Below are 13,244 nucleotides of genomic sequence, written 5' to 3'. Positions count from 1 at the left end.
ATGACGCTGCAGCTTGTCCAGGTGAACTTCAAGGCCCGGGACGACTCGGCGCTCGGCCGGTTCTGGGCGGAGGCGCTCGGCTGGGGTGTTTCCAGCGAAGGGCCCGGCGTCACCAACCTGGAACCCGTGGGCTTCGCCTGGCCGGACCCGTCCGCCGTCTGCATCGATCTCGTCCGCGTCCCGGACCCGGAGACGGTGAAGTACCGTGTGCACATCGAGCTCGCCACCACCTCCGACGCCCATCAGGCGGAGTTGGTCGCACGTCTGAAGGAGCTCGGGGCGACGCCCGCCGATGTGGGCCAGGGCGACGTGCCGTGGACGGTGATGGCCGACCCGGAAGGCAACGTGTTCAGCGTCCTGGAGCCCCGGGAGCTCTACCGGGACACCGGGCCGATAGCCGCCGTGGTCGTCGACTGCGCCGACCCACGGGCCATGGTCCGGTTCTGGGGCGAAGCGATCGACTGGACCGTCCACGAGCTGACCGACGACCGCGCCCTGCTGCGCTCCGTCAAGGGCGTCGGGCCGTACCTGGAGTTCCGCCGTACGCCCGACGGCGAGGTCGTATGGCACCGTGTCCATCTCGACGTGATGTCCGACCCCGTCGAGGATCAGGCGAGGGAGGTCGCCCGGCTCGAAGGCCTCGGCGCGATACGTGCCGACGTGGGTCAGGGTGATGTCTCCTGGGTCGTCCTGGCCGACCCGGAGGGCAACGAGTTCTGCGTCCTCGGCCGGGGCTGACGCGGAACTCCGTCCGCTCCCTCATGGCCGTGCGGCAGGGCGCGGCTCCAGGCCCCACCCTCCCCGGCCGCCAACTCACGACAGCCTGACCCAACGCAAGACCACGGATGGTGCCGGCGTGACGGACGTAGTCCTTCGTGGACAGGGCCGTTCGGGACCCCGAGTGGACTGTTGGGCCCTGGTGACCGGCCGGGCAGGGTGCAGGAGGCCCGCGAGGTGGATCCGGAGAAGCGGCTCAGGCGTTCACCGGACGATCGGGACCCGCGAGAAGCGGATGGGCGGCAACCCCGTCTCCGAAGAGGTCACCACGAAAAACCCCGCGTGCGCCCCGGGCCGTTCTGCGGGCCGGAGCCGTGTCGTGGGCCCGACATCACCCGTTCGCTGCCTGCAGACAGCGCGGTCGCCGTATGCGTGCTTGGGTGGCCGTACCGGCGCCCCGGACGAACTCGTCCAGTCGTCGGATTCAACCCCTGATGTCTTTCGAACAGCCGGGAGTGTCACCGACATGAAGGCAACGTTCTTGGTACGCCGCCGTGCCGCTCTGACCGTCTCCGCGGTGACGGCTGCTCTTGCGCTGACCGCGTGCGGCGGCGCGGGCACCGGCAGGACGGACACACCCGGCGGCGCCGGCGCCTCGGCCGAGATGGCGGCGCGCCATCACAACAAGACGGACGTGACGTTCGCGCAGCACATGATCATGCACCATCGCATGGCCATCGCCCTGTGCGACATGGCCACGAGCCACGGTGCCTCCAGCGCGGTCAAAGCGCTGGCCGCGGAGATCAAGAAGGCGCAGCAGTCGGAGATCGAGACCATGTCCGGCTGGCTGAAGACCTGGGGCGAGAAGCCACCCCAGGGCATGGACACGGGGCACGGGACGGACGGCTCGTCCATGGCCAAGATGATGCAGCACATGCGGATGGAGGACCTCGACGGTGCCGCCGGCAAGGCCTTCGACACCATGTTCACGACCATGATGATCATGCACCACAGGGGCGCGATCGATGTGGCCGGGACGGAGCAGAAAGAAGGAGCGCACGAGCCCGCCAAGAAGCTCGCCGAAGAGATCGCCGCTGCTCAGACTGCTGAGATCACCCGGATGGAGAGGATGCTGGCGGCAGCTGCTTCGGCCGCCGAACCGGGTGGCAAGTAGCGCCGACCGGCCGGATGCCGACCCGGCCGAGGTCGGTTCAGGCTGCCGCCCAAACCAGCCGCGGTCAGGTCCCGCTCGCGCAATGGGGTGAAATCCACGTCCGGTTCGGGTCGTACTCTCCGGCCGGATGCCGAGCTCGTGGGTGGAGTATGCGCAGAACCGCTGGATGTGTTCGGTCAAGCAGGGGGAGACCTGGGCAGGTCCTCCGGGTCGATCTCCCATGGACGCCCTCGGACTCCATTCGTTGGTGCGACAGTCGAGTCCAGCCCTGTTCCGCGGCCGCGAACGCGGCAGGCGTGTCAATGCGGCGCCTGGTCGCTCATGCCACCGACGATGGCCGGAGCAGACCACTGTTCTCCGGCACGCGGTCGTGCAGACGCCGGCCCGACCTCAGGGGCTCGCGACGAATCAGCCGCGGCGGATTCGTCGGGCGTGAGGAAGCATGTCAATGAACCCGTTCGCGCGCGCGGCCGTCATCGGGATCGGCAACGAGTTCCGGCGCGACGACGCGGTGGGATGGGCCGTTGTCGCGCTGCTGAGGGACCGCGCCGCGCAGCAAGCGCTCCCTCCGGGCACCCTTCTCGCACAGTCCGACGGAGACCCCGGTCGACTGATCGCGCTCTGGGAGAACACCGGGCTCACAGTCGTCATCGATGCGTGTTTCCCCCGTTCGGCGTCGCATCCGGGCCGAACACACCGGTGGTCCGTGTCCTCGGACGACTCCCTGTGCTCGGCCGCTCCGGGAAGACACAGCACACACGGGTTCGGCCTCGTCGAGGCGTTGCGCCTCTCCGAGAGTCTCGGGCGCTGTCCTGGCCGCGTCGTCGTGTACGCGGTGGAGGGAGCGGACCGGTCACCGGGCATCGGGCTCACTCGGGCGGTGGCGTGCGCGGTGCCCGGCGTGGCCAGGCGGATCGAGCATGATGTCGAGGCGCACAGCCGGGCGTCCGCACAAGGACTGCCGACCGCAGGCCGAATCACCTCCGGACCGGCAGGCCCGGAAGGACACACCCCACTGGCTACGGGGACTTCAACCCGCGGACCTGACACGCTGTCCGTGACCGATTGCCCACCGTACGGCCGTCGTGCGGTGAACCATGGCGGCCGCTTCCCGTCCGCCGCAGGCCTTGGAACGCGGGGACCGAAGGGCAGAGGATGACCGACCCTCAAGACGCCTACGCGGTCCCCAGCGGCCGGACCGAGGCGGTTCTCGACCGCGATGGTCTGGGAGCGCTGGTGCGTGTCCTGCAGCGCCGCGGCCGTACGGTGATCGGCCCGACCGTGCGCGACGGTGCGATCGTGCTTGACGAGCTGGACTCGGCTGAAGCGCTGCCCCATGGGTGGGGGGTCGAGCTGGAGGCGGGGCGGTACCGGCTCCGCCGACGTGCAGACGAGGCCGTATTCGCGCACAGTGCGGGGCCCCAGTCGTGGAAGTCGTTCCTGCACCCCGAACGTGTCCGTCAGTGGACCGCCGACCGCCGTTCCGACGGCGGGCTGACCGTGCGGGAGGAAAGACCGAAGAGCATCTCGTACGCGTTCCTCGGCGTGCGACCCTGCGATCTGCGGGCCATTCAGATCCTGGACCGTGTGATGGTCGGCGGCCGCTACCGGGATCCCGCCTACCACTCCCGGCGGACGGGCGCCTTCCTGATCGCGGTCGAGTGCACCGAGCCGGGTGCGACCTGCTTCTGCGTGTCCATGGGGACAGGACCGGCCGCGGACGCCGGATACGATCTCGCGCTCACCGAGGTCGCGGACGCCGCCGGCCACCGCTTCCTGTGCCGGAGCGGCACCGAGGAGGGGGCCGCGGTACTCGCGGAAGTCCCGCACCGCGGCGCCGACGAGCCCACTCGAACGGCTGCCGCCCGGGCCGTGGGCGAGGCCGCCGACCACATGGGGCGGTCCATGCCGTTGGTGGACCTGCGCGCGCTGATGCGCGACACCCTGGAGGCGGAACGCTGGGACGATGTCACAGCCCGGTGTCTGAGCTGCGGCAACTGCACCATGGTCTGCCCCACCTGCTTCTGCACCACCACCGAGGACGTCACCGACCTGACCGGTGACCACGCCGAACGCTGGCGCCGCTGGGACTCCTGCTACGACCTGGATTTCTCGCTGCTCCAAGGAGGCCCGGTCCGGGCCACCCCGCGCAGCCGCTACCGCCAGTGGCTCACCCACAAGCTGGGCACCTGGCACGACCAGTTCGACAGCTCAGGCTGCGTCGGCTGCGGCCGCTGTATCGTCTGGTGCCCCACCGGAATCGACCTCACCGAGGAAGCCCACGCCCTGCACCGGGAGGCCGAGCAGCAGGAGATTCCGCAGTGAGCCCAGGCGCCGCCCACCTGCAGCCGGACGGTCCTCCCGGCCGGCAGATGCTCGCCGCCCTGCCCACGGAACACCGCGAGCAGTTGATGTCCCTCGCCCGCGGCGTCTCCTTCCCCGGATCCACACGGATCTTCGAGGAGGGCGGGGAGGCCGACCGCTTCTGGATCATTCGCTCGGGCACCGTGGCGCTCGATGTCCAGGTGCCCGGTCGCGGGCCCGCCACTGTCGAGACGATCGGCGGCGGCGACCTGCTCGGCTGGTCGTGGCTGTGCCCGCCGCGGAAGTGGCACCTGGGGGCCGAGTCCCGGGGCCCTGTCCGAGCGTGGGAGTTCGACGCCGCCGCGGTACGCGACCTTTGCGCCGAACACCCGGCGTTCGGCCTGGCTCTGGTCATTCTTGTCGTCGACACCGTCGGGGACCGTCTCAGAGCAACCCGCACCCGGCTGCTGGATCTGTACGGTCTCCAGGAGAAGGGGACGGCATGACCCTCACTCCACGTCCCTACCGAGTGGTGGACCGCCTGGAGGAGTCCCGCGACACCGTGACGATCACGCTGGCCCCGGACGGCGAGCCGCTGAACCCCTTCACGCCAGGTCAGTTCGCAATGGTGTACGCGTTCGATGTCGGCGAGATCCCGGTGTCCGTGTCCCGGCTTCCCGACCGGCATCGGCTGACGCACACGGTACGCGCGGTCGGAGCTGTCTCGCGTGCCTTGTGCGAACTGGGAGTCGGCGCGTCGGTCGGGGTGCGCGGCCCTTTCGGCACCAGCTGGGATGCGGCAGCCGCACGCAGCCACGATGTGCTCGCCATCGCCGGGGGCATCGGACTCGCTCCGTTGCGCCCATTGATCGACGTCATCCTGGCCGAGCCGCACGCGTACGGGCGGCTGAACGTCCTCGCGGGCGCCCGGACCCCCGAAGACCTGCTGTACCAGGACGAGTTCCCGGCCTGGGGCAGACCGTTCGGCGCCGTCACGGTCGACCGGCCCACCGACGACTGGACCGGCCGGGTCGGCGTGGTCACCACCCTGCTCGGCGAAGCCAGGTTCACCCCGGCGGACACCACCGCATTCGTCTGCGGGCCCGAAGTCATGATCCGCGCGACCGCCCGCGCGCTGATCCACCACGGCGTGCGCCCCCACCGCATCCGGGTCGCGCTCGAACGCAACATGCGCTGCGCAACCGGCCACTGCGGTCACTGCCAGCTGGGACCCCTCCTCCTTTGCCGGGACGGCTCCGTGGTCGGCTACGACCAGGCCGAGCCCCTGCTCGCCGTACGGGAGCTGTGACATGAGCACCCGAACCGCACTGCCGGCCCGCCCACGGCTCGGCGTGTTCAAATTCGCCTCGTGCGACGGCTGCCAGCTCACACTCCTCGACTGCGAGGAAGAACTCCTTGGTATCGCTGCCGAGCTGGAGATCGCCTATTTCCTGGAGGCGTCCAGCGCCGAAGCGCCCGGGCCCTACGACCTGTCGCTCGTCGAGGGGTCTGTGAGCACCCCCGCCGACGCGGAACGCATCCGGCAGCTCCGTGCAGATTCCCGGCACCTCGTCACCATCGGCGCCTGCGCCACAGCAGGAGGCGTCCAGGCGCTGCGCAACCACGCCGACGTCGAGGACTACCTGGCAACCGTCTACGCCCGGCCCGACTACATCCGAACGCTCGCAACCTCCACGCCCATCTCCGCGCACGTACCCGTCGACTTCGAACTGCGCGGCTGTCCCATCGACCGCGGCCAGCTCGTGGAGGTCATCACGGCCTTCCTCGCCGGGCGGAAGCCCGACATCCCGAACCATTCCGTCTGTTTCTCCTGCAAACGGCGCGGCAACGTCTGCGTCACCGTCGCCCACGGCACTCCATGCCTCGGCCCCGTCACCCACGCCGGCTGCGGAGCCCTGTGCCCGACCTACGGACGCGGCTGCTACGGCTGCTTCGGACCGGCAGGAACCACGAACCTGCCCGCGCTCGTCCCGCTCATGCACCGCGACGGGATGAGCGACGAGGACATCGGCAGGTTCCTGCACACCTTCAACGTCACCGCCTTCAGCGCCGTGGAGGAGAAAGGACCCGGATGAGCGAGCCCGCGACCCGGTCCAGGGTCCTGCGCATCCCCGCGCTGACCCGTGTCGAGGGTGAGACCGCGCTGCACGTGCGGATCCACGCCGACACCGTCACCGAGGCCCGGCTCAGCATCTACGAGCCGCCGCGGTTCTTCGAGGCCTTCCTCCGGGGCCGAGCCCACACCGAGCCCCCCGATCTCACCTCACGCGTCTGCGGCATCTGCCCGGTCGCCTACCAGTTGAGCGCCTGCCGCGCCGTCGAGGACGCGTGCGGCGCCGTCGTCGACGGACAACTCGCCGCCCTGCGCCGCCTGCTGTACTGCGGCGAGTGGATCGAGAGTCAGACCCTGCACATCCACATGCTGCACGCCCCCGACTTCCTCGGCCTCGACGACGTCATCGCGGTGTCCCGCACGCACCGGGCGCACGTCGAGCGCGGACTGCGCTTGAAGCAGACCGGCAATGCCGTCATCGAACTGCTCGGGGGGCGCGCGATTCACCCTGTCAACGTCCGTCTCGGCGGCTTCCACCGCACCCCGACCCGCGCCGAACTCCGCCCTCTCGAGGAACGGTTGCGCATCGCGCTCGACGACGCCTGGGACACCGTGCGCTGGGTCGCGGGATTCGACTTCCCCGACGCCGAGTGCCGAGCCGACCTCCTCGCCCTGGCCGAGCCCGGCACCTACGCCATCGACTCCGGTGTACCCACCGTGGTCCCCTACGACGACGCGGGCACCCCGCGCAGCTTCCCCCTCCGTGCCTTCCTCGACCACGTGGTCGAGGATCAGGTCCCCCACTCCACCGCCCTCCACTCCTGCCTGGACGGCCGAACACACCTCACTGGATCTCTCGCCCGCTACGCCGTCAGCGGCCACCTTCTCTCCCCACTGGCCCTGGAAGCAGCCAGGGAGGCCGGACTCGGTGACCCCCCGCAGCCGACGGGCGCGAAACACGCCGGGCGGGGCGAGGCCTGCAGGAATCCCTACCGGAGCATCCTCGTCCGCGCGGTGGAGGTCGTCTACGCCGTGGAGGAGGCTCTCCGGATCGTCGCGGCCTATGAGCGACCGCCCCGTCCTCACGTGCAGGTGCCCGCCGGGGCCGGCGTCGGGCACGGTGCCACGGAGGCGCCGCGAGGCCTGCTCTACCACCGGTACGCGTTCGATGCAGAAGGCCGTGTGACCGACGCCCGTATCGTTCCGCCGACTGCCCAGAACCAAGGCGCCATCGAGCAGGACCTGCACCGGCTTGTCCAGGCCGCGCTCGACCGCGGAGAGGACTCCGATACCGAGCTCACCGAGCTGTGCGAGCGGGCCATCCGCAACCACGACCCCTGTATCTCGTGCGCGGCCCACTTCCTGGATCTGGACATCGTGCGGGCCCCGGGCATAACCATGGCCGAGCCCGACGGGTCGTAGGCACCGCTCCTGGCGGTTCTGACCTCCACCTCGCTGCCGACGGCGACCGCGCCGCCATGCTCGCGGCCATCTGCCGCGCGGAGCGAGATCTCTCCCGTGCCGACGACGACGCCCCCAGCCGTGTCGGCTTTCCGCCGCCACCGCCGCCCGGGCGGCCCGTGAACGGGGTCGCCACGCGCTCGGTTCCCGCTCCATGCGGCGGCCGCGCGTGGGGCGCGGGGTCATCGCCGACAGGAGGCGCCAGGTCCTGCCGCGCCGCCAACACCCCACCCCTGTGCGGGTGAGGCCCGCCTCGGCGCCCGTATCCTGCGTACCGTCCGGTTCGTTGCACTGCGCTCGCGTGGCAGTCTCATTGCCACCAGTTCGTCGAGCGTCTCGATGCGTGCGGGATCGCTCCCTTTCCGGACCGGGCCTGCAAGATGGCCCGTGCGCTCCTTGTCGAAGTCCCCGAAGCGGGAGTCTTCGGAGATCCGGGTGTGCTGGACGCGTGTGAGGGGTGCTCCCTCAGGGACCGGACCGGCGGGAAGGTCGTAGGTGCGGCGGAGGCGTTCGAGGACTTCTCGTACGAGCGTCTCCGCGTCTGGGCGACAAGGGCTGATTCTGGGGCCGGCGTCGGCGACGCCCCCGTCCGAGGACGACACTGGCCGCGGCTCCCAGCACTAGGTCGGCCTCAGCCCCAGTCCTGCAGCTGCTGGAGCAGGTCGGCGTCGCCCTCGATCCGCAGCGAGCCGGCCGGGATGCGCATGTACATGAGCAGGGCCATCTCGCTTGCCGTGCCGTAGATGGCGGCGGTGGGCTTGCTCTCGGCGGCCTCCGCCGCGGTGAGGCGGGTGAAGCGGGAACCGGCGGCGTCCACTGTCTGGCGCCAGGAGCCGGCCTCGGCTGCGTGGTAGTCCATGGTGGCGGGCTCGCCCGGCCACGGGACTGTGCCGGTGCAGACGGTGGCGAGGAACTCCTCGATGGCGTCGACCGCCTCGGTCGTCGGCAGCTCCTGCGGGGTACCGGAGGCCAGCTGGGCGTCGTAGGTGTGGATCAGCGATTCCGGGACGCGGCGGCGGGCCACGGCGGCCACCGTGTGCGGCGAGGCCAGCGGCTCCCACCAGGCCCAGCAGCCCCGGTCCGGGCCGGCCTCGCGCAGAGCAGTGAGCAGCTGCTCCGTCGAGTCGGCCAGCCAGGTTATGAGGGCCTCGCGCTCCCTGGGCGCCGCCAGGCCGTCCTTGCTCGGCCGCTCGTCGCCCGGCGCGGTGTTCAGCACGATGTGGGCCCAGAAGCGGTCCCCCTCACTGAGGTGGTTCGCCAGGTCGTACAGCGTCCAGCCCGGGCAGGACGGGACGTCGGCGTCGAGGCTGGGGGCCGCGGCGACGGCGGCGCGGAACGCGGTGGAACGCTCGTCAATCATCCGCAGCAGGGTGGGGAAGTAGAGATGATCAGTCACCCGGACCTTGTATCACCCGGACCGGACTCTCGCACTCGATCAAGACCGACCAACAGATGGATCACTTGAGGCGCCGGGTGGTGGGGCGGCCGTCCCAGCGGTAGCGGCTCGTCGAGCGTCGGATGAGCATGCGGAGCGTGACGAGAGTCGCGGCGAGGTGGAGGTAGAACTCGACGACCGCGCGGTTCCTCTCGGTGCAGCGCCGGAGCTTGCCGTAGCCGTTCTTCCACGAGTGCGTCCGTTCCACGGTCCACCGCTTACCGGCCTGGATCGGGGCGGGTACACCCTTGCGGGCGATCTCACCGGTGAAGCCCACCTCCCGGAGCAGAGTGCGGGACTTGTCGTTGTCGTAGCCCCGGTCGAGGTTGACGTTCACATCCTCGGGCAAGGGTCCCACCTGTCCGATGGCCGCTTCGAGGGTCGGGCCGAGGAGAGGCGAGTCGTGGCGGTTGGCCCCTGCGGCGACCAGGCCGATCGGGACGCCGCACGCGTCGGAGGCGAGCGAGCGCTTCAGGCCCTGCCTCCCGCGGTCGACCGGGGACCGGCCTGCGCACTCGCCGCCGCACGGGGCCTTGGTGATGCAGCCGTCGACGGATATCTCGGACAGCTCCAGGCCGATCATGCGGTCGTACGCCTGGAGCGCGATGGCGTGGACGGCCTCGGAAATGCCTTGCGCGGCCCACTCTTTGAGCCGTCGGCGGATGGTGCGGTCGGAGCATCCGGGACTGGACAGGCGCTCGTAACCCGAGCCGTGGACCAGCGCGAGCACCACGTGTTCGAACACGGTCCGGTCGGGGATTCTGCGGCGGTGGCAGTGGCAGCCGAACGGGTGCCCCGCGGCGAACTCCGGCCGTGTGGGTAGGAGTGCGGCGAACTGGTCCCAGAGGGGTTCGAGCAGACAAGACGGCAGCGCGGGCACGGCTGTCCTTCGTGATCACTGAGCGTAGACAACTCCATGATCACGTGGACCCGTGCCCGTTCTGCCGCCCGGGCCGACCTCGCCGACACCTATTGCCGTGCTCGCGTGACACGCGACGGGACGGCGGTCCGCCGGCGGACATCCGCCAGCGGACCGCCGTCGCTTCACGGCGCGAGGGAGAAGTAGTTTTCCTCTTCCTGGGTGAAGTGCAAGCGGAGGACGGTGTTCAGGCCGTAGAGGCAGGAGCGCAGGTCGTCGAGTTGTTCGGGGGCCAGGCCGCCGCTTGTGCGGGCGAGTTGGAGGTGGGTGGCGATGCGGCGGGAGAGTCGTTCGATCTCGGTGTGTGCGCGGCTCATGGTGGCGGTGGCCTCGGGTCCCCCGAGGGTGGGGGCCAGCGCCGGGTAGAGCTGGTGCTCTTCGGCGTATTCGTGGGGCAGGAGCCTTTCGGTCAGCAGCCGGTGTGTTTCCTCCACGGCCGTCAGGGCGGTCGGGCCGGGAGTGTCGGAGAGGCGGTCGGCGGCGTCGCGTACGGAGTCGAGGACGTGCCTCAGGTCGTCATGTTCGGCCGCGAAGCGGTGGATGAGGGCTTCGGCGGCGGGGGTGAGGGCCGGACGCGCAGCCTGGTCGACGCGCAGGGCGCGCAGGGCGTTGAGGATCACGGCGACGTCGATGCCTTCCTGGAGCAGCGCGCCGACGGCGGGCGGGAGCAGACCGGCGGCTGCCGCCGCCATGGCTGCCAGCGACATGACCATGCCGCCGAGGGCGCTCTGCACGGCGATGCGACGGGCGCGCTGGGCGACGGTGACGGCGTCGGCGAGGCGGTCGACGCGGTCGGTGGTCAGGACGATGTCGGCGGCTTCCGAGGAAGCCGTGGAACCCCGGGCGCCCATGGCGACGCCGACGTCGGCGGCGGCGAGGGCGGGGGCGTCGTTGACGCCGTCGCCGACCATCACGGTGACCGCGCGCGCACGCTCGTCGCGTACGGCGGTGACCTTACCGGCCGGGCTCAGTTCGGCGAGCACGCCGTCGAGGCCGAGGACGGCGGCGACCTCGTGGGCGGGTGCGGCGCGGTCGCCGGTGAGCATCAGGAGCCGTTGGATGCCGGCCGCACGCAGGTGGCGCAGGGCGCGCGGGGCGTCGTGCCGCAGCGGGTCGCGCAGCAGGACCGCACCGGAGAGGTGTCCGTCGACGGTGAGCCAGGCCACGGCCGCGCCGTCGAGGAGCGCCCGGTTGTCGACCGCCTTGGCCCATGGGGGCCGCGCGTCGTCGGTACCGAGGCGGCCGATGGCGACCCGGTGCCCGTTCACGCTGCCGGTGGCGCCCTCTCCGGGCTCCTCGGAGACGTCCGTCGGGACCGAGAGTTCAAGGCCGCGTTCCCGGGCGGTGTCGACGATGGCCTGTGCCAGGACGTGCGGCGAGTACTGGTCGAGTGAGGCCGCCAGACGCAGGACTTCCGAGGGTGCGGTGCCGGGTGCGGCGGTGACGTCGAGGACGCGGGGTCGGCCGCGGGTGAGGGTGCCGGTCTTGTCGAGCAGGAGGGTACGGGCGCGGCCGAGGTTCTCCAGCGCTCCACCATCGCGGATGACCACGCCGAGGCGGGAGGCGCGGGAGAGACCCGAGACGACAGCGACCGGGGCGGCCAGCAGCAGAGGGCAGGGCGTGGCGACGACGAGGACGGCGACCGCGCGTACCGCGGAGCCGCTGATCAGCCAGGCCAGCCCCGCCACCGCGAGGGACAGGGGCAGGAACCAGGCCGCGTACCGGTCGGTCAGCCGCACGACCGGCGCGGACTCGGCCCCGGCCTGGCGTGCCAGGCGCACGATCCCGGCGTACGTGCTGTCCTGCTCGGTGGCGGTGGCCCGCAGTTCGAAGGCGCCGCCCGCGTTGACCACACCGCTGCGGACCGTCTCGCCCCGGGGCCGCTCGGCCTGGAGAGACTCACCGGTGAGTACCGACTCGTCCAGGACGGCGGCCGCGCTCTCCACACGGCCGTCGACGGGTACGACCTCACCGGGGCCGACGACGAGCAGATCACCGACAGCGACCTCGGCCAGCGGCACCGTGAGCACCCCGGCGTCTGTGCGGCGGCGCGCCGAGCGCGGCGCGTGCTCCAGCAGGGCGCGCAGGTCGTGCGAGGCGCGCCGCTGGGCCGCGGCTTCGAGCGTGCGGCCGGTGGCGAGCATGAGGGCGATCAGGGCACCGGCCAGGTACTCGCCCACGGCCAGCGTGCCGCCCAGCGCGAGCACGGCGATCAGGTCCACTCCCGCGTGTCCGCGCCGCAGCGCGGCGAGCACCCACACCACCGCGGGCACGATGGCGGCGACGGTGCCCAGAGCCCAGAACAGGTCCGACAGCTCCTGCGCGCCGACGAGCCAGGCAATGCCGCCGCCGGTCAGCGCCGCCGCGGTGACGGCCAGGAGGACCGGTTCGAGCCGTACGGAGGTGATCGCTGTGGTGATGCGGCGCATCCGCGTTGCGGTGGGGTTCATGGCGCACCTCGATCCGTGCGGTGCGGCGACCGCGGGGCTCGGTCCTCTTCATCCCATCGTGGCAGTGGCCTCGGCGGCAGGGGCCGTCCGGCCCTCCTGCCGGGCCGGACGGCAGGGGCCGACGCACGCCCGTCACGTCCGGCCGGCGTCGAGGTGGAGCGCCAGGAGGGGGCAGGCCGCGGCGGCCCGCCGGGCGTGGGTGCGCAGGTGGTCGGGGACGGAAAGGTCCTTGACGATGGAGTAGCCCCATTCGTCGAGGCCGATCAGTTCGGGCAGCGGTTCCCTGCACAGGCCCTGTCCGGTGCAGGCGATGCGGTCGATGCACAGGATCTTGGCAGGGCTCATCGCCAGGTCTCCGGGGGAGTGGCGCCCGGTACGGGGAGCCGTGGAATTCGGAGGGCGGCTGGGCAGAGGCCGTGGGTGACGCGGTGGTCGACGTCGTCGGCGAACGTGCGCAGCGCGGAGGCGGCGAGGCGGGCGGCTCCGTCGGGGTGGCGGCAGGCGCCCACATACTGGGACGTCTACGACGCCGAGGGCTACGCCACCTACCGGGTGCTGCGCGGTGGTTGGCTGGTTCGACGAGCACTGGAGCTGCCGCGCCTCCGCCCGGCGCCGTCAGCCACCCGACGGTCCGGGTCGACGACGTCGGATCCCGCCTCGCGCGTACTCCGGCACGCCGACCGTGACGGACGAGCCCCCTCCCCGCCGAC

At 71.3% G+C, this 13,244-nt stretch carries 12 protein-coding genes and 1 pseudogene; 9 read left to right on the top strand and 4 right to left on the bottom strand.

Features of this window, described 5'->3' with window-relative positions; genetic code table 11:
• From ACZ4Z5_RS18430 to ACZ4Z5_RS18395, 8 genes are all read left to right on the top strand, one after another.
• A complete protein-coding gene (locus tag ACZ4Z5_RS18430) occupies nt 1-738 on the top strand; it encodes a VOC family protein (protein ID WP_468263722.1) in 738 nt (245 codons plus the stop codon).
• Between the two features lie 505 nt (nt 739-1,243).
• Nucleotides 1,244-1,891 carry a DUF305 domain-containing protein gene (locus ACZ4Z5_RS18425; RefSeq protein ID WP_468263718.1) on the top strand — a complete coding sequence of 216 codons (648 nt, stop codon included), beginning with the start codon at nt 1,244-1,246 and terminating at the stop codon, nt 1,889-1,891.
• A gap of 442 nt (nt 1,892-2,333) precedes the next feature.
• The gene (locus tag ACZ4Z5_RS18420; RefSeq protein ID WP_468263714.1) at nt 2,334-3,050 is read left to right on the top strand and encodes a hydrogenase maturation protease; all 717 of its coding nucleotides are present in this window, start codon (nt 2,334-2,336) and stop codon (nt 3,048-3,050) included.
• Nucleotides 3,047-4,216 carry a 4Fe-4S dicluster domain-containing protein gene (locus ACZ4Z5_RS18415; RefSeq protein WP_468263711.1) on the top strand — a complete coding sequence of 390 codons (1,170 nt, stop codon included), beginning with the start codon at nt 3,047-3,049 and terminating at the stop codon, nt 4,214-4,216. Before ACZ4Z5_RS18420 ends, ACZ4Z5_RS18415 begins: the two co-directional genes overlap by 4 nt.
• 47 nt (nt 4,217-4,263) lie before the next feature.
• On the top strand, nt 4,264-4,701 hold the full coding sequence (locus ACZ4Z5_RS18410) for a cyclic nucleotide-binding domain-containing protein (protein WP_468263816.1): 438 nt from the start codon (nt 4,264-4,266) through the stop codon (nt 4,699-4,701).
• A complete protein-coding gene (locus tag ACZ4Z5_RS18405; RefSeq protein WP_468263709.1) occupies nt 4,698-5,504 on the top strand; it encodes an FAD/NAD(P)-binding protein in 807 nt (268 codons plus the stop codon). The genes ACZ4Z5_RS18410 and ACZ4Z5_RS18405 overlap by 4 nt, the downstream gene beginning before the upstream one ends.
• Nucleotide 5,505: 1 nt before the next feature.
• Complete coding sequence (locus tag ACZ4Z5_RS18400) at nt 5,506-6,291, top strand: NADH-quinone oxidoreductase subunit B family protein (protein ID WP_468263706.1); 786 nt, start codon at nt 5,506-5,508, stop codon at nt 6,289-6,291.
• A complete protein-coding gene (locus ACZ4Z5_RS18395; RefSeq protein WP_468263704.1) occupies nt 6,288-7,691 on the top strand; it encodes a Ni/Fe hydrogenase subunit alpha in 1,404 nt (467 codons plus the stop codon). The genes ACZ4Z5_RS18400 and ACZ4Z5_RS18395 overlap by 4 nt, the downstream gene beginning before the upstream one ends.
• Nucleotides 7,692-8,361: 670 nt before the next feature.
• Here ACZ4Z5_RS18395 and ACZ4Z5_RS18390 read toward each other — a convergent pair.
• The 4 genes from ACZ4Z5_RS18390 to ACZ4Z5_RS18375 form a co-directional block, all read right to left on the bottom strand.
• Nucleotides 8,362-9,126, bottom strand: coding sequence for a maleylpyruvate isomerase family mycothiol-dependent enzyme (locus tag ACZ4Z5_RS18390; RefSeq protein ID WP_468263701.1), 765 nt, complete (start codon nt 9,124-9,126; stop codon nt 8,362-8,364).
• Nucleotides 9,127-9,187: 61 nt separating this feature from the next.
• The gene (locus ACZ4Z5_RS18385; protein WP_468263698.1) at nt 9,188-10,045 is read right to left on the bottom strand and encodes an IS5 family transposase; all 858 of its coding nucleotides are present in this window, start codon (nt 10,043-10,045) and stop codon (nt 9,188-9,190) included.
• Nucleotides 10,046-10,209: 164 nt separating this feature from the next.
• Nucleotides 10,210-12,534 (bottom strand): heavy metal translocating P-type ATPase, encoded by a 2,325-nt coding sequence (locus tag ACZ4Z5_RS18380; protein WP_468263696.1) that lies wholly within the window; start codon nt 12,532-12,534, stop codon nt 10,210-10,212.
• Between the two features lie 132 nt (nt 12,535-12,666).
• Complete coding sequence (locus ACZ4Z5_RS18375) at nt 12,667-12,879, bottom strand: ferredoxin (RefSeq protein WP_468263694.1); 213 nt, start codon at nt 12,877-12,879, stop codon at nt 12,667-12,669.
• A gap of 168 nt (nt 12,880-13,047) precedes the next feature.
• Between ACZ4Z5_RS18375 and ACZ4Z5_RS18370 the strand changes: the two are divergent.
• Nucleotides 13,048-13,220, top strand: a pseudogene (locus ACZ4Z5_RS18370) (SUMF1/EgtB/PvdO family nonheme iron enzyme); the annotation flags it as partial.
• Between the last annotated feature and the right edge of the window lie 24 nt (nt 13,221-13,244).

The sequence above is a fragment of the Streptomyces sp. NPDC030222 genome, from assembly GCF_055573115.1.
The sequence above is the reverse complement of the archived record's forward strand: the minus strand, read 5'-3'. Positions and strand labels throughout refer to the sequence as shown.